We start from the raw sequence: 18,311 nt of genomic DNA, 5'->3' as shown, positions 1-18,311 counted from the left end.
CTCAGGCAGGCTCGACCGCGTGAGCGGGCGCCTTGCGCCGCCGCGCCGGGCGAATCGGCGCGGTCTTCCGAGGCGACAGGTCGGCCACGATCCAGCTCGGCTTCGCGTGATCCTGCGGCACCTCGATGACGCAGGCGAGGAACTCGAGCCCTTTCGGGTCGTCCGAGGTCAGCGCTGAGGCGTCGAGATGGGGCACGGAATAGCTCCCGGGGCGGCCATAGGATCTGTTAACGCCGCCCCAAGACAAATGGTTCAAAAAATATTTCAGGTGGATGTCACCGCCTGTTTCAACTCAGGATTCTTTCGACCGGATGACGACGACTCCCGCGCAGGGACCCGTCACCCGAGACCGACTCGGCAGAACTGCGCCGGCAGGCCACGAATTCCTGCCGCGACCTTGAACACATGCCCCGCCATTGGATCGATCTCGCGGTCGAGGTCGCGCGCGGCCGTCGTGACGTAGATCGTGTCGAGATCGGGCCCGCCGAAGGCGAGCTTCGTGACCTGGGGAGTCGGCATCGGGACGACCAGCACGGGCTCCCCGTCGGGATCGAACCGGGTGATCCGCCCGCCACCGAAATGGCAGATCCAGACATGGCCCTCGGCATCGACCGCCATGCCGTCCGGGTGCCCGTCCTCGGGCCCGAAGGTCACGTAATCCCGGCGCTCGCCGAGCGAGCCGCCCTGCCCGATCGGATAATGGCAAACCCGGCGGCGTGAGGTGTCGGTCGCATAGAGCCGCCCCCGCGCCGGATCCACGGCGGGCCCGTTCGTGGTGACGGTGCTTTCGCCGAAGCGCGACAGCCGCTCGCCCGTCCAATGGTAGAAATGCCCGCTCGGCTGCCGGTCGCTCTCGTTCAGGGAGCCGAAATAGATCGAGCCGTCCGGCGCGGCGGTCCCGTCGTTGAGGCGGTTGCCGGGAAGATCGCTCTCCGGGCTGAGGAGCGCGGTCCTCGTGCCCGAGGAGAGGTCGAAGCGCGCGAGGCCGCTCTTGAGCCCGAGCATGACCACGTCCGGATCGGGCGTCAGGAGGACGAAGCCGACCCGCTCGCCGAGGGGCCGCGAGACGGCCTCCTCGCCGCCCTGCGGCCGCCACGACCACAGGGCCCCTTCGTTGATGTCGACCCAGAACAGGGTGCCGGTCCGCTGGTCCCAGATCGCGCCTTCTCCGAGGACGCAGCCGCAGGGGACGGCGACCTCGGCTCTCAGCGGAAAGACCTCGACGCTCATGCCCGCCCTCCCACGATCAGAGATTGGCGGCGAGACGCGCCGCCAGCCGGACCAGCCCGAGATCGGAGCCGACCGGGCCGATCAGCGACAAGCCGAACGGCGCTCCGAGACGGCCCGCGACGGGCATCGAGACCTGCGGCGCGCCGGACAGACCCGACAGGCTGAGCAGGTTGAGAGAGCGGTTCCGGTAGCTCTCGAGCGTGGATTCGTCATCCGTCAGGAGCGGAGCGACGTCGGGAACGGTCGGCAGCACCATCACCGTGCCCTCGGGCACGATCGTGCGGAAGCGCTCGCGGAAATCGGCCCTGCAGCCATCCGCGCTCTCGACCTGCGCATCGCTCACCGTGCGCGAGAAGGCGAAGCGCTCGGCGACGCCCGGACCGAGCGGCATGCGATGGGTCGAGATGACGTCGCCATCCGCGAGCCAGGCCTCGCGCCCCTGCAGATAGCGGAACGCCCAGTAGAGCGGCTCGAACCCCGACGGTCCGGCCGCGTCGACCATCTGCGCCGCGCCGAGTTGCGCTTCGATCCCCTGGACCAGCGGTGCCAGCACCGCCCGGACCTCGGTGTCGAGCATCGCGAAGGCATCGGCCGCAAGCACCAGGCGCGGCTGCTCCGGCAGAGGGGCGGAATCCTCGCCCAGCATCACGGCGGCGACCCGTTCGAACACGTCGCCGCTGCGGGCGAAGAAGCCGCAGGTATCGAAGGACGGCGCAAGGTCGAGGCAGCCTTCGAGGCTGATCCGGCCATGGCTGGGCCGCAGGCCGAACAGGCCGCAATGGCTCGCCGGGGCGCGAACCGAGCCGCCGGTATCGGTCCCGAGCGCCGTGTCGCAGAGCCCGTTCGAGACGGCCGATGCCGAGCCCGAGGACGAGCCGCCCGGAATGCGGTCCGGCGCGCCGCCGTTCACGGGGGTGCCGAAATGGGCGTTCTTGCCGTTCATCGAGAAGGCGAATTCGTCGGTATGGGTCTTCCCGACGAAGCGGGCACCGGCATCGAGCAGCCGCTGCACGGCCGGGGCCGTCTGCGTCTTGATGCCCGAGCGCGCGAGCACGGCCGGGGAGCCGCCTCCGGTCGGATAGCCGGCGACGTCGAAGAGATCCTTGGCCGCGAAGGTCAGGCCGGCGAGCGGCCCGGACGCCGCTCCCGGCACCTCGACGGCTGGATACGGCATGAAGGCACGCGCGGGATCATCTCGAAGCAGCATGCGGAGCCTCCTTTCAAGCTTGGCCGTTCGCCGTATAGCATGCACCGGGCCGGGTCAGTCCACGGTGCGGCGCCGTCAAGAGCAGGATTGGCGCGCCGCCTGGATCAGGACGATCCGTCCGCGCGCATCCTCGGTCCAGTCGATCCGGGTCGAGGAGAAGCAGGGCAGGTTCGCAGGCCGCTCGAGAGCCGAGAAGCGCCGCGCGGCGGGATCCTCGATCAGGCGGAAGCCCTCGGCCGCCAGCATCGCCCGCAGCCGCGCCGCGGGCGAGCCGGGCGGGAAGCCGTTCGCGATCCGCGCCTTGAAGGCCGCGTCGCCCCGCACCGATTCGGCGACCGGCGGGTAGGAGGGCGCGCAAGCCGACAGCCAGGCGGCCACGGCCAGCACGGCGACGACGGCCGATCCCGCCCGATGCGCACGGGCCGCATTGTGGAAAGCGGGCAGAATGGGGAAAAGCATCATCTTCTTTCCGGGGGTGGCATGGCTGCCGCCCCGCTGCTTCGGGAGCCTGTAAGGCAGGATCGTGCGCTATCCGCCCCACATCTTGGACGAAATCCGTGCCCGGCTCCCGGTTTCGAGCGTCGTCGGCCGCAAGGTGCGGCTGAAGAAGGCGGGCCGGGAATGGCGCGGGCTCTCGCCCTTCAATGCCGAGAAGACGCCCTCCTTCTACGCCAACGACCAGAAGGGGCGCTATTTCGATTTCTCCGCCGGCAAGGACGGCGACATCTTCAACTTCCTGATGGAGACGGAGGGGCTGACCTTCCCCGAGGCGGTCGAGCGCCTGGCCGCCGATGCGGGGGTCCCTCTGCCCAAGGCGACGCCCGAGGCGATCGCCCAGGAGGTCCGCCGACGCTCGCTGCACGAGGTGATGGACCTCGCCGCCGCGTTCTTCGAGGCGAACCTGCACCGCGGCATCGGCCGCGCGGCGCGGGACTATCTCGAGCGCCGCGCCATCGGCGAGGAGACTCAGGCGGCCTTCCGCATCGGCTATGCCCCCGCCGATCGCTTCGCCCTGCGCGACCATCTCGCCGCCAAGGACGTCAGCGCGGAGGCCATGGCGGAAACGGGGCTCCTCGTCACGGGCGAGGACATCGCGGTCCCCTACGACCGCTTCCGCGACCGGATCATGTTTCCCATCGCCGATTCGCGCGGCCAGATCGTGGGGTTCGGCGGGCGGGCGATGAGCGCGGACGTGCCGGCGAAGTACCTGAACTCGCCGGAGACGCCGCTCTTCCACAAGGGCCGCCTGCTCTACAACCATCACCGCGCGCGCGGTGCGGCCCACGAGGCCGGGACGGTGATCGCGGTCGAGGGCTATGTCGACGTCATCGCCCTCGCCCAGGTCGGCCTTCGCCATGCCGTCGCGCCGCTCGGCACCGCGCTGACGGAGGACCAGCTCGGCCTCCTCTGGCGCATGAGCGACGAACCCATCCTGTGCTTCGACGGGGATGCGGCCGGCCAGCGGGCGGCGGCCAAGGCGGTCGGCCTCGCTTTGCCGCATCTCGCCCCCGGAAAGTCGCTGCGCTTCGCGCTTCTCCCGCAGGGCCAGGATCCGGACGACCTCGCCCGCAGCGGCGGTCGGGCCGCGCTCGACACCGTCCTCGCCGGCGCAAGGCCGCTCGTCGACATGCTCTGGGCGCGGGAATGGGACGGGGCCAATGCCGAGACGCCAGAGCGCCGGGCCGCCGTCGCGGCGCGGCTGCGTGACGCCGTCGCGACGATCCGCGACGAGACCCTGAGGCGATTCTATCGCGACGAGATCGAGGCCCGCCTCCGGCAGATGGGGCGCCCGGCCGGGTTCGAGCGCGGCGGCCGCCGCGGCGGGGGCCAGACCTGGCAGCCCCCGGGCACGAGCACCGGCTATCTCTCGCGTCCGATCGGACAGGTGGGGCCGGCCATCGCCCGTTTCGCGGACCGGGCCGGGGCCTCCTCCGCGCGCGAGGCCCTGATCGCGGCAGCGCTCATCGCCCATCCCGACATCCTGCACGGGGAGGCCGATTCGATCGCCACGCTCGACATGGTCGATCCCGATGCGCGCGCCCTGTGCAACCTGCTCGTCGAATCGGTTCTCCATGGCGAGCCGGCCGAGCCCGAGATCATCGAGGCCCGCGCCGACAGGGCCGGTCTCCGGCCCGCGCTCGATCGCCTGCGCACCCGAGTCCGCCCCGGGGACCGCTGGATGCTGGAGCCTGCGGCCGATACGCGGCGGCTGGAAGAGGCCGTTCGACAGGCCCTGGTCTTGCAAAGAAGGGCGCGAACGCTACATAGCGAGAAGCGCGCTGCCGAGCGTGCTTTCGCAGACGATCAGAGTGAAGCGACTCTGAGCTGGCTTCAGGAGGTCAGCGCAGAGCTGACCTCGCTCGACGGCACGGAGGCCGAGCCGGGACGGAACTAGATCGGCGAAGGCGGATCGGCAGAGGATCGTATCGACCGGGCGGCGCCGGTCCGAGACGGCGGAGCATGGTTAACGGTTGATCAACGCGATCGCCGTCTAAGGGCTGGGCTGGAGCAGGGTGGCAAGCCGCAGGGCTTGGCTGCCCCGCGCGTATTCAGGGCGTCGAAGGCCGGAAGCGCGCGCCGGGGCGTCGTTCGAGAAGGCATGACATGGCGACCAAGACGACGGAACGTGAGGATACCGAGACTGTGGCTGAGGCCGGCAGCGACGGCCCACTGCTCGATCTGACCGATCAGGGCGTCCGTCGGATGATTCGCGCCGCCAAGAAGCGCGGCTACGTGACCCTGGACGAGCTCCACGAGGTCCTGCCCGAGGGGCAGACCGATCCGGACAAGATCGAGGACATCATGTCCAATCTCAGCGAGATGGGCATCAATGTCGTCGAGTCCGAGGAGGCCGAGGAGGGCCAGAAGGAGGAGAAGGACGAGGAGGAGGAATCCGAATCGACCGAGGTCGCCGAGGTTTCTCCCGCCCGCGCCGTCGCGCTGCGCCCCGAGGCTCCCGTCAAGGAGACGGCGGACCGCACCGACGATCCCGTGCGCATGTATCTGCGCGAGATGGGTTCGGTCGAGCTGCTCTCGCGCGAGGGCGAGATCGCCATCGCGAAGCGCATCGAGGCCGGCCGGGAAGCCATGATCGCGGGGCTCTGCGAGAGCCCGCTCACCTTCCAGGCGATCATCATCTGGCGCGACGAGCTCGAGGAGGGCCGCGTCCTCCTGCGCGACATCATCGACCTCGAAGCGACCTATGCCGGCCCGGACGGCAAGAACGCGCCCGCCGAGGGCGCCGAGGAGGGCGAGACGGCCGAAGGCCAGCCCGAGGCCGAATCCGACGACGAGGATCTCGAGAACAACGTCTCGCTCTCGGCCATGGAGGCCGAGATCAAGCCGCGCGTGCTCGAGACGTTCAACGCCATCGCCGACAACTACAAGAAGCTGCGCCGCCTCCAGGTCGAGCATGTCGAGCTGAAGCTCCAGAACAAGCAGCTCACGCCCGCCCAGGAGCGCAAGCACAAGAAGCTGAAGGACGACGTCATCACCGACGTGAAGTCCCTCTCGCTCAACGGCAACCGCATCGAGGCGCTGGTCGAGCAGCTCTATGACATCAACAAGCGGCTCATCTCGCATGAGGGCCGGCTGATGCGGCTCGCCGAGAGCCACGGCGTGCCGCGCGACCAGTTCCTGCAGCACTACCAGGGCGCCGAACTCGACCCGAAATGGGTGCTGCGCGTGTCCAAGCTCGGCGGCAAGGGCTGGCGGGAATTCGTGGCCAACGGCAAGACCGGGATCCACGAGCTGCGCGAGCAGATCCACAATCTCGCCAGCGAGACCGGCCTCGAGATCCAGGAATTCCGCAAGATCGTCCACATGGTCCAGAAGGGCGAGCGCGAAGCCCGTCAGGCCAAGAAGGAGATGATCGAGGCGAACCTGCGCCTCGTGATCTCGATCGCCAAGAAGTACACGAACCGCGGCCTGCAGTTCCTGGACCTGATCCAGGAGGGCAATATCGGCCTCATGAAGGCGGTCGATAAGTTCGAGTACCGGCGCGGCTACAAGTTCTCGACCTATGCGACCTGGTGGATCCGGCAGGCGATCACGCGCTCGATCGCCGACCAGGCCAGGACCATCCGCATCCCGGTCCACATGATCGAGACGATCAACAAGATCGTGCGCACCTCGCGCCAGATGCTTCACGAGATCGGCCGCGAGCCCACCCCCGAGGAGCTGGCCGAGAAGCTCGCCATGCCGCTCGAGAAGGTGCGCAAGGTCCTCAAGATCGCCAAGGAGCCGATCTCGCTCGAGACGCCGATCGGCGACGAGGAGGATTCGCATCTCGGCGACTTCATCGAGGACAAGAACGCGATCCTGCCGATCGACGCCGCGATCCAGTCGAATCTGCGCGAGACGACGACCCGCGTCCTCGCCTCGCTCACGCCGCGCGAGGAGCGCGTCCTGCGCATGCGATTCGGGATCGGCATGAACACCGACCACACGCTCGAGGAGGTCGGCCAGCAATTCTCGGTGACGCGCGAACGCATCCGGCAGATCGAGGCCAAGGCCTTGCGCAAGCTGAAGCATCCGAGCCGGAGCCGGAAGCTGCGGAGCTTCCTGGACAATTGATCGGGACGCCGCCGGCCCCGTCGGCAGGGCGGCGGCCGCCCTCCGTCAGGCGGGCGGCGGATCGATCAGGAGCCCGACGATGCGCCGCGCGAGCGGCAACAGGATGAGCAAGGTCGGGAAGGCGACGATCCAGGACAGCGCCCAGGCTCCCGGCCACAGCGCGAAAAAGTCGGGCGAGAACCCGAGGGTCCGCAGCGTCGCAACGGCGGAGACGATGCAGGACATCATCAACGACAGAATGAGCGGCAGGAGGATCGGCGCGTAATGCGATGGCAGGCGGCGCCGTCCGCGGCCGGGACGATGAAGGGACATGCTGGCGTCTCTTAGGATCGGGACCGTCGCGACCGATGCGGGATCGTCATGATGCGATGGCCGACGCAAGACCTTTGCGGCCGTGTCGGCGACGACATCCCGCCCTACCGAAAAGCGAAATGCATACCAAGCGGCCGGACGCGCTCGCGCCATGCGCACCAGGCAGATCTTGATCGTCGCCATCTCTCGGATTGCGTCAGGGATCGCCGCTCGCGGGCGAGCATTTCACCGCCCGATCCGGCGGGTTTGCGGAGATCGGCTCAATGGCGTAAGCTGGCATATCGACCTTGACCCTGATTTCTGGTTCGCCGCTCCTGCCGGGGTCTCGTTTCAGCCTTCATTCAATTTCGATCAGGAGCGGACGCGCACCCGCGCGGCCTGCAGTTACACGAGATATCGCGGAGACATCATGCCGGCTGGCACCGTAAAGTGGTTCAACGAGACGAAGGGTTACGGGTTCGTGCAGCCCGATGACGGCAGCAAGGATGTGTTCGTCCACATCAGCGCCGTCGAGCGTGCGGGCCTTGCCGGCCTCCGTGAGGGCCAGAAGATTTCCTACGAGATCGAGACCGATCGGCGCAGCGGCAAGCAATCGGCCGGCGATCTCAAGGTCGCGAGCTGAGCGGAATGCAGGTCCTCGTCCGCGACAATAACGTCGACCAGGCGCTGCGCGCGCTGAAGCGGAAGCTTCAGCGCGAGGGCGTCTTCCGCGAGATGAAGAAGCGCAAGGCCTACGAGAAGCCCTCGGAGAGGCGGGTGCGCGAGCGCGCCGATGCCATCCGTCGGGCCCGGAAGCTGGCGCGGAAGCAGGCGATCAAGGAAGGCCTCATCGCGGCGCCGAAGCGGAAGCTTCCCGTTGCCGGCCGTGGCCGCCCCAGGCCTCCGGGACCGTCGTCGTCCCCCTCCCCCGAGGCGAGCCAGGCCGTCTGAGATGGCCCGGTACTTCTTCTCGATCCGTTCCGGCGACCGTCTCATTCCCGACCAGGAGGGGATCGATCTGCCGGCGAGTGCCGATCTGGACGCCTGCGCCGTCTATCTGGCGCGCAAGCTCCGGCAGGATCTCGGCTTGCCGGAATCCGATCTCGGCAATCTCACGGTCGAGGTCACCGATACGGGCGGCGAACTGGTGACCCGGGTCGCCGTGACGGGCTGATCACGGATCGAGGAAGAAGGGGCCTGCTTCCTGCAGGCCGCCGAGAGGTCGGCCGGCAGGACGCACGGCCGATCGATCATCCTACCCGGTCTTGAGCCTCACGAGATCGATGGGGCCGCGATGGCCGTCGGGAGAGCGGAACTGGGTCAGGAACTCGGTGCTGTCCGAACTCACCGCGATCCGGTTGCGGCCGTTGCGCTTGGCTGCATAGAGCGCGTTGTCGGCATCGCTCAGCATCGTGTCGAAATTGCTCACCGCTGCATCGGATTGCGAAACACCGGCGCTCACCGTGCTGCTGAACGCGCACCCGTTCCCGCTGAAATGGCGCTTCGCGAGCCGCATGCGCACCCCATCGGCGAGCATGGCCGCCGAGACGAGCGATGCGCCGGGAACCAATAGCGCGAATTCCTCGCCACCGAGCCGCGCCGCGAGGCCCGACCTGCCGGACAGCAGCAGGATTTCCCCGAACGTCCTCAGCACCTCGTCGCCGGCCGGATGGCCGTGAACGTCGTTGATCGCCTTGAACCGATCGATGTCGAAGATGATGAGCGAGGCCGGCCCCTCCGCGCCATGGGCGATATGGTCGAGCAGCGCGCGCCGGTTGAGCAGGCCGGTCAGCGCGTCGGTCTCGGCGTCGCGCTTGTGGCCGCGCGCCAGCCGCGCCTGATTGAGCGCCAGGGACAGCGCGCCGATGCCGGCGAGCGTGATCAGGCAGATGCCGAGATTGACATCCTCCGCCCAGTTCGACGGCGCTTGCGGCAAGCGCCATTCGCCGGCCTGCAGCAGCAGAAGCGCGCAGGGCACGAACGAGAGGCCCGTGACGATGTAGAGCCCCGTCAGCAGCGCCATCGCCGCCCGCGCTTCGGCGCGTCCGAGCCAATGCTCCCGCGCCGTCATGAACAGGATCACGGGCGCGGCGAGATTGAGCAGGATCATGGAGATGCCGTTCTGGCCTGCCAGCATGGGAACGGCCATGGCGATGGAGGGCACGATCGCGAACGCAGCCACGCGCCGCCACGGGAGGATACCCGTGCGGAACTCGCAAGCGGCCCCGAAGACGAAGGCGAGGCCGGTCAGAAGGGCCGTGTATCCGGCCGCCCCGATCACCGGCGACATGGTCTTCGCGTACCAGCCGTAGACGAGCGCACCGAGCGCCATCAGCAGCACGCCGAACGTCCAGATGACCAGAAACCGTTCCTTCCGGGAGACGAGCCAGCTCACCAGGAAGGCGCTTGCCAGTCCGCACCCGGACAAGAAGAATGCTGCCAGCAGCGTATGGTAATCCAGGTGCATGGCAGTCTCTGGAAGGAAGGGCGACAGACGCGCAGGCTATGGCTGAGCTGACGTTTCGGAAGCTTTAAGCAATCCGCGTAGATTCCGCCACGATGGCGATTCCGGAAGGACTTGGCGCGCCATCGTCCTGCACAGATAAAATCGCGAATGACGCAAGACTGCGAAGACCGATGCAGCGCCGCGCCGACCAAGCGGGCCGTTTGTCGGAACGGCCAGCCGGCGCGTTGTCGTCATGCTCAACGCCGCTGCCACCTAACTGATTGAAATCATTGGCGACCCCGCCTGGGCTCGAACCAGGGACCTGCCGCTTAGAAGGGTGTCGCGGCGAAACCCTATCGCACTGATAGTACTTCGACATTCGTCGCCCCTTCATGCTCGTGTTGCTCAGGTGTTGCCGAGGCATCACCGAGAACCGATCGCTCGGCCGCCGTAACTGCCTTCCTATCGCTGCGTCCGGAAGCGAACAAGTGCCCATAGACACGCATCGAGAACTCCGGCGATTCGTGTCCAGCCCAGACTGAGACCTGCTTCAAGCTCGCCCCCTCGGCGATCCAGAGCGATACGGCGAAGTGTCGAAAGGCGTGCGCGGACCATAGCGGCGCACCCTTGTCGTCGACCATGCCGAGCACCGCCTGGATCGGGCCAAGCTGGCGCTGCATCACGTTCCTGTAGCTCAGAGGCGTGCCCACCTCCGATGGGAACACAAGGGCATCGGTGGCGGGCTCGATCGGCTGTCCCTCGGCGTCGACCTTGGCCGAAGCCGCACGCCAGTTGCCGAGCATACCGTTGAGGAGCGGCCCGATGGGGACGTCGCGCAGCGCGGCGGCCGTCTTTACCGGGCCGCGCTCGTTGTAGCGGTCGACGGCCTCGCGCACGGCGATGCTGTCTGCCTTCACCCTCCGCCATGCGAGTCCGCGCGCTTCTCCGATTCGAAGGCCAGCGAAGGCCATGGTGGCCAGCAGAGGCCGAAACCACTCTGCGGGCCGATACCGCTCTGTGGTCATGCCGGGGTGTTCGGCCGCGAATGCGCGCCTCGCCACGATGGGCTTGTCCGACATGACCCGCTTCACGGCAACGATGCGGTCCTCGCTATCGCGCGCGATCAGGTAGGTGGTCTGGATGTCGGCGGCGGCAGCGAGAATCTCTCGCACAACGTCCCGCTCGGGGATCCGCACCTTCTCCTCTGCCTCGGCGATCTCGACCCGGCGGACCTTCCGCCGCGACCGCAGCGAACGAACCGGGTTTACGTGCGCCATGCGCCGACGAATCGCCTCGTCATAGATCACCCCGAGCACGACCTTGGCGCGCCGGCATGTGTCGTCGGTCCTACCCTCAGACTTCAGCGTCGCAAGCCAGTCGCCAACATCGGCCGGCTGTATCTTCGGGAGGAGCTTCTTGGCGAGGAACGGCCGGACATGCCCGCGGTAATAGACGACGTAGTTGTGGATCGTCGCGCGCGCCGCCCCGTCGGCCTCGAGCGTCTTGATCAACGCATCGTAGGCGGCCTGGACCGTGCTGGCCTCTCGATCGGGCACGTGGCTGCCGGCTGCCACCTCTGAACGAGCCCGCAACAGGAAGGCATCCGCCTCCTTCCGTGTCGCGAACTGCTTGAACCGCCTCGCTCCCGCGCCGTCGACATAGGCGGCGAGCCACACCTGTTTCCCGCTCGGGAGCACCCTCTTGCGCACGCTCGCCATCAGAGGTCCCCTTTCACAATATCATTGTAGCAACGCAAAAGCCGCCGAATGAAATCGGAAACGTTGATCAAGACACAGCGTGTGACACCCCTCCCCAAGAATTCAATCAATCGAGAGGCTGGAACGGTTGTAATCACCATTCCATTATCCTTCGACCACGGCTTACTCATCATTGCGACCGGTATTACAAAATATACGTCGCCATTTTCCTCTTCTTTCCTGGTCAAGGCATCGGCGTAATCAAAGCTAAACTTGATTCGTGACCAATAGAAGCGAACGGCCTCGGTTATAAAGGCGGGGTCAACCCCAACCTGGGTAAGCTCAAGGGCGAACGCGAGCTGAAGGATCTCGTCAGAGCCGTAGTCAATGCGCTTGCCCTTGCCGGGCGTTAAGCCAAGGGGGAGCCCCAGCCTCTTGAAATGCTTCAGCCGAGCGCGAAAAGCACTCGTCTGCCTCTCGGCGTCCATATCGTGGAGCGCCGCCAGAACCGTCTCAACCTCTCCGTAGGTCGCCATGCAATTCCGTGCCCCCGGCCTTCCGTACGGGGCTGCCGCACGAAGATCAAGATTACGCTTGCGACGACCCTCACCGTCATGAGATAAAGATTACGCTTTAGATTCTGGAGGACGACATGCAGGCCAATGCGAATGCGCCCTTGGCGGACGACCTGATGCGAGGCGCCGACGCAATCAGACGGTTCATGTTCGGGGAAGCCAAGGACGAGCAGCAGGCAGCGAGCGACCGGCGCACGGTCTATCATCTCCTCACGAAGGGCGAGTTGGGGCTCTTCAAGATCGGCGGCGTGGTGTGTGGGCGTAAAAGCACCATGCTCGCGAAGATCGCCGAGGCCGAAGGGCGGGCCGCGTGATGGGGCGCCGGAAGGAGAGGCGTTCGACCTTCACGCCGGACAGCATCAGCAACGTCGTCGACCGGATGATGGAGGAGGGGGATCGCCGCCGCGCCGGCCAGTTGGCTCGGCACGCCCCGAAGCCCGTCACGGTGGCGACCGGCAAGTGGGTGCGCTGCCCAAAGTGCGCTGACGTCCGGCAGCGTCGTCCTGGCTGCACCCGTTGTCGCGGGAGTGGCGACATCCCCGAGCGAATGGAAGTGTGGCGATGAGCGTGCACCCCTTTCCCCGCTGCCGTCATCGTCCCTTCGTGGAGAAGCACGCTGCCAATGTCGCGTACATGGGGCGGGCGGCTGGCGAGAAGTATCTTGCTCAACAGATCGATGTTCAGCGCAAGACCATGCTGAAGCGCGGGATCGAGCCGACCCTGATCGAGGTCGAGGTGAAGGCGCTTGAGAGCGCCATCCGTAGCGAACTCTGGCGGATCATCATGCAGACGCCGGAGACGCGCGCATGAGCGGTGATAAGCAAGCGCGCCGATTCGACATTGCGAAGTCAAACGAGTGGCCATCGGGGGCATTGTCATGGCGCAACGCGACCGAGAAGGGGCATAGGCGCCGCGCGTGGCGGCAAGCGGTCTGGCGGCTATTCCGGTCGCGCGGCCGCACCGTGACGCTGGCTTGGGCCCTTGAGACCCTTAGCGGTGCTCGCGGGTTCGCATTCGCCTCCGATGCTGCCCTAGCGAGAGAATGCGACCTCCCCGTCAACAAGGTTCAAGCCGCGCTCACCGAAATGGAGCGCGCCGGGGCAATCGTCCGCTGTCATGTATCGAAGGGACAGGCGTTCGAGCGGCGGATTTTCCTCGGCGCTGGCATCATCTCTGCGGCGGCTGATACCCCCCAAGTTGGGGGTGGGGGGATACCCCCCAAGTTGGGACTCCCTGATACCCCCCAAGTTGGGGGGAGAGAAGAGAGAGGAAGAGGCAACCGTCGTGGACTTGGTGCGACGCTCGACGCGGCTCGCGCGGATGCGGAACGTCGCGACGCCCGCGCTCGCGGAGACTCTCCCGGTTCATGGCTCCTGGACGACGAGGCGGATGCGGCGTGATCACCGACCGCCGAGCGGCTTCGGGCCTGGTGGCACGCGCCAGCGTGACGCCGCTGTCGAGCGGGACCGACATGGACACCGCCTCGAGGTCGCCAAAAGCCAAAGAAAATCTCTCGTGGCGACGATCGCCAGATCGTCGGCCCGCCCGGCGAGGGCAACCACCTCTCCACCCCTGCACCGTGCGCCGCTTCGCTCTGACTGTGCGAGCGGATCACCTTGTCCCTGGGGACACGAGAGGGACACAACGGGGACACGGTCGGGACATTGACCCGAGATGCCGCCGCTAAGCCATTGAAATCCAAAGATCAGGGCGAAGCACCGCTTCGGCGACCGTGAAGCACTTGCTTCGACGCACGCGCGACGAAACGCGTTTCACCCACCGTTTCGGTACCAGTTCGGAACCGGTTCGGTACCAGTTCCGTACTAGTGGGGAACTCGAGTTTAATAAACGCAACGTAATCGCATTAATAAAACGCGGTTCAGAATATTGTTGCACCTGACGATGCTTGAGCATATCTAGGCCCCATGCGCCGCTTTGGTGCGCGTCGGAGGGCCTGTGCCCAGCCTCGCCGAAGTTCATCAAGCTCAGATGCGCCGGGCGATCGAGAAGACCGGCGAGGTGCTGACGCTGCGCCGGGTGGTGCCGAACGCTCCGCCGATCGAGAAGCAGGTGCGCGGCCGCGTGATGGGCTACGCGCCGGACGAGCTGGCGGCCGGCATCAGCATCGGCGAGCGCAAGGTGATCCTGCCCGCTGATGAGGTCGAGGCCTCCGGCTTCCCGACCCCGCTTCGCAAGGGCACCGACCGCATCGTGGTGCGGGGCACGCACCTGACCATCGTCGAGGTCGATGACAGCACTCGCCGGATCGGCGGTGAGCTGGTCGCCTATGAAATCAGGGCCTCCGGCGCGTGACCCGCCTTAGCCCCACCGCTCGCGGCTATGACGGTGCATGGCGCCGCGCCCGCGCCGAGCATCTCCGGCTGCATCCCTGGTGTGCCATGTGCGCGAGGGAAGGCCGGCAGGTCCGCGCCGTCCACGTCCATCACAGCATCCCGCACAAGGGCAACCGCGCCGTCTTCAACGACCGCAGCAGGTGGGTCAGCCTCTGCACCGAGCACCATAACAGGGACGCCCAGCAGGTCGAGACGAGAGGCTATGCCAGCCGCATCGGAAGCGATGGCCTGCCCTCTGACCCGCGCCACCCCTTCAACCGGCCCGAGGGAGGGGGGTCAAAAGTCCAGTGCGATAGGGGGCCGCGACCGCATGGGGAGATTTCCTCGCAGTTAATTTCGGGGGCGCGCTGATGGGAAAGCGTGGCCCAGGGTCTCAGTTGATGCGCGAGGCGCGTGCCGCGCTGTCGACTCGCAAGCGTCGTCTGCCGTGGAATCGGGCCGGCCTGTCCCGTGCCGAGCGCGTCGTGGCGTTTCTGCAGTGGCTGCCGATTACGAAAGGGCCGCTCGCCGGAAAGCGCATGCGGCTCCTGCCCGAGCAGCGCGAGTTCGTGACCGCGATCTACGGCGATCTCGACGAGAAAGGTCTCCGGCGCCGTCGGATCGGGATCAAGAGCGAGCCGAAGGGGAACGGCAAGACGGGCCTCTGCGCGGGCCTGGTCATGTGCCATCTCGTCGGACCCGAATGCGAGCCGCGCGGCGAGTGCTTCAGCGCGGCGGTCGATAGCCAGCAGAGCGGCATCATCTTCTCGGAATGCGAGGCCATCATCCTCGCTGTGCCGGAGTTCGCTGTCTGCACGAACGTCCGGCGCCACGAGAAGCGGATCGAAGTCACGGATGGACCCGGCCGGGGCTCGATCTATCAGGCCATGTCGGCGGACGCCCGGAAAGGCCACGCGATCGCGCCGAGCCTCTTCGTCTTCGACGAGCTGGCCCAGGTCCCGGACCGGGAGTTGCTCGACAACCTCCTCAACGGCCTGGGCAAGCGGCGCGAGGCGCTCGGGCTGATCATCTCGACGCAGGCACCGGACGACACGCACGCCCTCTCGGCGATGATCGATGACGGTCTCTCCGGTGCCGATCCCAGCACGTATGTGCAGCTCATCTGCGCGCCGCCCGAGGCCGATCCCTTCGACGAGCGGACGTGGCTCGCCTGCAACCCGGCGCTCGGGAAGTACCTCAGCCTGAAGGAGATGCGCGAGGCGGCGTCGCGCGCCCGGCGCATCCCCGCCTTCGAGCCATCCTTCCGCAACCTCCGGCTCAACCAGCGCGTCGATGCCCGCGAGGACAACCGGATCGTGACGGCGGCCGTATGGAGGACCGGAGCGGTGCCGATCGATCGCGCGGCCCTGCGCGGCCGGACCTGCTACGGAGCCCTGGACCTCTCCGGCAAGCACGACCTCACCGCCCTCGTCCTCGCTTTCCCGGACGATGCGCCGGAGCCATCCTTCGACCTTGTCCCGTTCTTCTGGACGCCCGAGGGGCAGCTCGGCGCCCGCCCGCCGGCGGAACAGGAGCGGTTCCGAGAGTGGATCCGGCTCGGCCACATGATGGCGGTGCCGGGCCCGACGATCCGCTTCAGCTACGTGGCTCGCCAGCTCGTCGCGCTCTCCCGCGAGTTCGACATCGCCGCGCTCGGCTATGACCGCTGGCGCATCGACGACTTCAAGCAGGATCTCGCCGACGTCGACGCCGACTTCCCGGCTCCGCTCGAGCCGTTCGGCCAAGGCTTCAAGGACATGACGCCTGCGGTCGAGTGGTTCGCCGAGCTCGCCCTGACGGGTCGCCTTCGGCATGCCGGGCACCCCGTGTTGACCGCCGCCGTCGCTGGCGCGGTCACCGTCACCGACGCCGCCGGCGGCATCAAGGTGGACAAGGGCAAGTCGAACCGCGGCCCGGTCCGCATCGACGGAGCCGTGGCGGCCGTGATGGCCCTCGGGCTCGCCAAGCGCTTCGAGGGCGAACCCCACGTCGATGTCGACGACTTTCTGCGCAACGCGGTGGTGGTGTGATGCTCGGGCTCTCCACCATTCTCCGGCGCTTCAGCCTCCGCGACGGGCGCGTCTGGGCCGCGTTCTTCGGCACCGATTCCTGGACCGGGAAGCCGGTCACGCCCGACACGGCGATGCAGATTGCTACGTTCTGGGCCTGCGTCCGGCTGATCGCTCAGACCATCGCGACGCTTCCTCTCGGGCTCTACGAACGGCAGGGCGATGGCGGGCGCAAGGCAGCGAGCAGCCATCCCCTTTACGCGCTCCTGCACGATCAGCCGAATGCCGATCAGACGGCCGTCGAGTTCTGGGAGGCACTCGCCGCTCATGTCCTCGTCTGGGGCAACGCCTTCGTCGAGATCTCGCGCAGCGGCACGCGCATCGTCGCGCTGAGCCTCCTCCGACCGGACCTGATGGCGGTGCATCGGACTGAGGCCGGAGATCTCCGCTACCGCTTCAGCGATCCGCGCGGCCTCCGCGAGTACGGCGAGGCGGACATCTTCCATGTGCGCGGGTTCGGCTTCGGCGGCGACCTCGGGCTCTCTCCCGTCGCGCAGGCTCGCCAGACGCTCGGCGCGGCCATGGCGACCGACGAGGCCGCGGCACGCACCTTCGGCAACGCCATGCGGCCCGGCGGTATCCTCACCTATGAGGGCAAGGATCTTCTCACGCCCGCACAGCGCGAGCAGGCCAAGGCCGCTCTGATCGAGCCGTTCACCGGGACGGAGAACGCCGGCAAGACGCTGCTCCTCGAGGGCGCCGCCGGCTTCAAGTGGCAGGCCGCGACCATCCCGCCGAAGGACGCGGAGATGCTCGCGACGCGAGCTTTCCACATCGAGGAAATCTGTCGCTGGTTCGGGGTCCCGCCGATCCTCGTCGGGCACAACGCTCAGGGCACGACCATGTGGGGCTCGGGCGTCGAGCAGGTGATGCTCGGCTGGCTCACCCTCGGGCTTCGCCCGTACCTCTCCCGGATCGAGCAGGCCATCAAGCGCCAGCTCATCGCGCCGGGCGAGCGCGCCAGCCTCTACGCCGAGTTCACCGTCGAGGGGCTTCTCCGGGCTGATAGCGCCGGCCGCGCCGAGATGTACTCGAAGCTCCTGCAGATCGGGGCCATCACGCCGAACCAGATCGCGGACCGGGAGAACTTGCCCCGGTTCGATGGCGGCGATCAGCGCTTCGTCAACGCCACCCTCGTGCCGATCGAGCAGGCCGGCCAGCGCCGCACGGTGCCCGCGCCGGGTGATCCTATTCCGGAGGCATCGTCGTGAACCTGAAGATCCGCGATCTCGACCTCAGCGTGAAGGCCGTCGATGCGAAGACGGGCCGGTTCTCCGGCTATGCCAGCGTCTGGGGCGCCGTCGACAGCTACCGCGAGACGGTGGCGCCCGGCGCCTTCGCCGAGAGCCTCGCTGCCACGACGGCGAAGGGGCGCAAGCTCCCGATCCTATGGCAGCACCGCTCGGGCGAACCGATCGGCCACTGGACCGACCTGAAGGAAGACGAGCGCGGCCTCTACGGCGAGGGCGAGCTGTGGCTCGACGAGTCGCCCTATGCCCGGCTTGCTCGGAAGGGCCTCGCCGCCGGCGCCGTGACCGGCCTCAGCATCGGCTATTACGTCCAGGACGACAGCTACGACGAGACGACGCGCATCCGGACCCTGAAGCGGCTGGATCTTCGCGAGGTCTCGATCGTCACCGACCCCGCGCTCGAGGAAGCCAGGGTCGACACCATCAAGGCGAAGCTCGCCGCGGGCGAGCGCATCAGCGAACGCGACTTCGGTCGGGTCCTGCGGGAGCGGGGCTTTTCCAGGTCGGATGCCGACGAGATTGCCGCCGTCGGATTCAAGGCATGGGCCGCGGGAGCGGGCCGGCCTCAGGCAATCCCCTCCGGCCTTGGCGACCTCACGAAGGCGCTGTCCGGCCTCTCCCTTCCTTCCCTGTGAGGT

Annotated in this window: 19 protein-coding genes; 11 read left to right on the top strand and 8 right to left on the bottom strand. The window is 67.3% G+C overall.

All coding sequences use genetic code 11. The annotated features are described in order from the left end of the window. Position 1: 1 nt before the first annotated feature. From EV668_RS17965 to EV668_RS17950, 4 genes are all read right to left on the bottom strand, one after another. On the bottom strand, positions 2-196 hold the full coding sequence (locus EV668_RS17965) for a hypothetical protein (protein ID WP_133772623.1): 195 nt from the start codon (positions 194-196) through the stop codon (positions 2-4). A 143-nt stretch (positions 197-339) separates the two neighbouring features. After that, positions 340-1,230, bottom strand: coding sequence for an SMP-30/gluconolactonase/LRE family protein (locus tag EV668_RS17960; RefSeq protein ID WP_133772621.1), 891 nt, complete (start codon positions 1,228-1,230; stop codon positions 340-342). A 16-nt stretch (positions 1,231-1,246) separates the two neighbouring features. Further along, the gene (locus EV668_RS17955; RefSeq protein WP_133772619.1) at positions 1,247-2,437 is read right to left on the bottom strand and encodes an amidase; all 1,191 of its coding nucleotides are present in this window, start codon (positions 2,435-2,437) and stop codon (positions 1,247-1,249) included. A 75-nt stretch (positions 2,438-2,512) separates the two neighbouring features. Then, positions 2,513-2,896, bottom strand: a complete 384-nt coding sequence (locus EV668_RS17950) for a hypothetical protein (RefSeq protein ID WP_133772617.1) — start codon at positions 2,894-2,896, stop codon at positions 2,513-2,515. A gap of 64 nt (positions 2,897-2,960) precedes the next feature. On the opposite strand from EV668_RS17950, the gene dnaG reads away from it, so the two are divergent. Next, entirely contained in the window at positions 2,961-4,832 is a 1,872-nt protein-coding gene (gene dnaG / locus EV668_RS17945) for a DNA primase (protein ID WP_133772615.1), read from the top strand. A gap of 209 nt (positions 4,833-5,041) precedes the next feature. Further along, complete coding sequence (gene rpoD / locus EV668_RS17940; protein ID WP_133772613.1) at positions 5,042-7,012, top strand: RNA polymerase sigma factor RpoD; 1,971 nt, start codon at positions 5,042-5,044, stop codon at positions 7,010-7,012. 45 nt (positions 7,013-7,057) lie between these two features. Here rpoD and EV668_RS17935 read toward each other — a convergent pair whose 3' ends face one another. Further along, a complete protein-coding gene (locus EV668_RS17935) occupies positions 7,058-7,324 on the bottom strand; it encodes a DUF2798 domain-containing protein (protein ID WP_133772611.1) in 267 nt (88 codons plus the stop codon). 409 nt (positions 7,325-7,733) lie between these two features. On the opposite strand from EV668_RS17935, the gene EV668_RS17930 reads away from it, so the two are divergent. The 3 genes from EV668_RS17930 to EV668_RS17920 are packed head-to-tail and all read left to right on the top strand — an operon-like array spanning position 7,734 to position 8,477. Continuing rightward, entirely contained in the window at positions 7,734-7,946 is a 213-nt protein-coding gene (locus EV668_RS17930) for a cold-shock protein (RefSeq protein ID WP_133772990.1), read from the top strand. Positions 7,947-7,951: 5 nt separating this feature from the next. Continuing rightward, the gene (rpsU, locus tag EV668_RS17925; protein ID WP_133772609.1) at positions 7,952-8,254 is read left to right on the top strand and encodes a 30S ribosomal protein S21; all 303 of its coding nucleotides are present in this window, start codon (positions 7,952-7,954) and stop codon (positions 8,252-8,254) included. Between the two features lies 1 nt (position 8,255). Then, positions 8,256-8,477, top strand: coding sequence for a DUF6894 family protein (locus tag EV668_RS17920; RefSeq protein WP_133772607.1), 222 nt, complete (start codon positions 8,256-8,258; stop codon positions 8,475-8,477). Between the two features lie 81 nt (positions 8,478-8,558). Here EV668_RS17920 and EV668_RS17915 read toward each other — a convergent pair whose 3' ends face one another. The 3 genes from EV668_RS17915 to EV668_RS17905 all read right to left on the bottom strand — a co-directional run bounded on the left by EV668_RS17915 (position 8,559) and on the right by EV668_RS17905 (position 11,982). Then, positions 8,559-9,770: a GGDEF domain-containing protein gene (locus tag EV668_RS17915; protein ID WP_133772605.1), complete on the bottom strand. Its 1,212-nt coding sequence runs from the start codon at positions 9,768-9,770 to the stop codon at positions 8,559-8,561. A 332-nt stretch (positions 9,771-10,102) separates the two neighbouring features. After that, a complete protein-coding gene (locus EV668_RS17910; RefSeq protein WP_133772603.1) occupies positions 10,103-11,467 on the bottom strand; it encodes a tyrosine-type recombinase/integrase in 1,365 nt (454 codons plus the stop codon). Next, complete coding sequence (locus EV668_RS17905) at positions 11,467-11,982, bottom strand: hypothetical protein (protein WP_133772601.1); 516 nt, start codon at positions 11,980-11,982, stop codon at positions 11,467-11,469. Before EV668_RS17905 ends, EV668_RS17910 begins: the two co-directional genes overlap by 1 nt. Before the next feature lie 116 nt (positions 11,983-12,098). Between EV668_RS17905 and EV668_RS17900 the strand changes: the two genes are divergently transcribed. The 6 genes from EV668_RS17900 (at position 12,099) to EV668_RS17875 (ending at position 18,308) form a co-directional block, all read left to right on the top strand. Further along, positions 12,099-12,335 carry a DNA-binding protein gene (locus tag EV668_RS17900; RefSeq protein WP_133772599.1) on the top strand — a complete coding sequence of 79 codons (237 nt, stop codon included), beginning with the start codon at positions 12,099-12,101 and terminating at the stop codon, positions 12,333-12,335. Positions 12,336-12,582: 247 nt separating this feature from the next. Beyond that, a complete protein-coding gene (locus EV668_RS17895; RefSeq protein ID WP_133772597.1) occupies positions 12,583-12,831 on the top strand; it encodes a DUF6074 family protein in 249 nt (82 codons plus the stop codon). Positions 12,832-13,977: 1,146 nt separating this feature from the next. Further along, a complete protein-coding gene (locus EV668_RS17890; protein WP_133772595.1) occupies positions 13,978-14,334 on the top strand; it encodes a hypothetical protein in 357 nt (118 codons plus the stop codon). A 505-nt stretch (positions 14,335-14,839) separates the two neighbouring features. Continuing rightward, complete coding sequence (locus EV668_RS17885; protein ID WP_245513290.1) at positions 14,840-16,384, top strand: terminase large subunit; 1,545 nt, start codon at positions 14,840-14,842, stop codon at positions 16,382-16,384. Continuing rightward, positions 16,384-17,634: a phage portal protein gene (locus EV668_RS17880; RefSeq protein WP_133772591.1), complete on the top strand. Its 1,251-nt coding sequence runs from the start codon at positions 16,384-16,386 to the stop codon at positions 17,632-17,634. Before EV668_RS17885 ends, EV668_RS17880 begins: the two co-directional genes overlap by 1 nt. Beyond that, on the top strand, positions 17,631-18,308 hold the full coding sequence (locus tag EV668_RS17875; protein WP_208111572.1) for an HK97 family phage prohead protease: 678 nt from the start codon (positions 17,631-17,633) through the stop codon (positions 18,306-18,308). Before EV668_RS17880 ends, EV668_RS17875 begins: the two co-directional genes overlap by 4 nt. The last annotated feature ends 3 nt before the right edge of the window (positions 18,309-18,311 follow it).

The sequence above is a fragment of the Enterovirga rhinocerotis genome, from assembly GCF_004363955.1.
In the GTDB taxonomy this organism is placed as follows: domain Bacteria; phylum Pseudomonadota; class Alphaproteobacteria; order Rhizobiales; family Beijerinckiaceae; genus Enterovirga; species Enterovirga rhinocerotis.
The sequence above is the reverse complement of the archived record's forward strand: the minus strand, read 5'-3'. Positions and strand labels throughout refer to the sequence as shown.

Bases quoted from the DNA above. Each gene is read 5' to 3' on its own strand.
- EV668_RS17955 (WP_133772619.1), bottom strand. From the start codon at position 2,437: ATGCTGCTTCGAGATGATCCCGCGCGTGCCTTCATGCCGTATCCAGCC.
- EV668_RS17960 (WP_133772621.1), bottom strand. From the start codon at position 1,230: ATGAGCGTCGAGGTCTTTCCGCTGAGAGCCGAGGTCGCCGTCCCCTGC.
- EV668_RS17880 (WP_133772591.1), top strand. From the start codon at position 16,384: ATGCTCGGGCTCTCCACCATTCTCCGGCGCTTCAGCCTCCGCGACGGG.
- EV668_RS17900 (WP_133772599.1), top strand. From the start codon at position 12,099: ATGCAGGCCAATGCGAATGCGCCCTTGGCGGACGACCTGATGCGAGGC.
- EV668_RS17930 (WP_133772990.1), top strand. From the start codon at position 7,734: ATGCCGGCTGGCACCGTAAAGTGGTTCAACGAGACGAAGGGTTACGGG.
- rpoD (WP_133772613.1), top strand. From the start codon at position 5,042: ATGGCGACCAAGACGACGGAACGTGAGGATACCGAGACTGTGGCTGAG.
- rpsU (WP_133772609.1), top strand. From the start codon at position 7,952: ATGCAGGTCCTCGTCCGCGACAATAACGTCGACCAGGCGCTGCGCGCG.
- EV668_RS17905 (WP_133772601.1), bottom strand. From the start codon at position 11,982: ATGGCGACCTACGGAGAGGTTGAGACGGTTCTGGCGGCGCTCCACGAT.
- EV668_RS17895 (WP_133772597.1), top strand. From the start codon at position 12,583: ATGAGCGTGCACCCCTTTCCCCGCTGCCGTCATCGTCCCTTCGTGGAG.
- EV668_RS17920 (WP_133772607.1), top strand. From the start codon at position 8,256: ATGGCCCGGTACTTCTTCTCGATCCGTTCCGGCGACCGTCTCATTCCC.
- EV668_RS17935 (WP_133772611.1), bottom strand. From the start codon at position 7,324: ATGTCCCTTCATCGTCCCGGCCGCGGACGGCGCCGCCTGCCATCGCAT.
- EV668_RS17915 (WP_133772605.1), bottom strand. From the start codon at position 9,770: ATGCACCTGGATTACCATACGCTGCTGGCAGCATTCTTCTTGTCCGGG.
- EV668_RS17950 (WP_133772617.1), bottom strand. From the start codon at position 2,896: ATGCTTTTCCCCATTCTGCCCGCTTTCCACAATGCGGCCCGTGCGCAT.
- EV668_RS17910 (WP_133772603.1), bottom strand. From the start codon at position 11,467: ATGGCGAGCGTGCGCAAGAGGGTGCTCCCGAGCGGGAAACAGGTGTGG.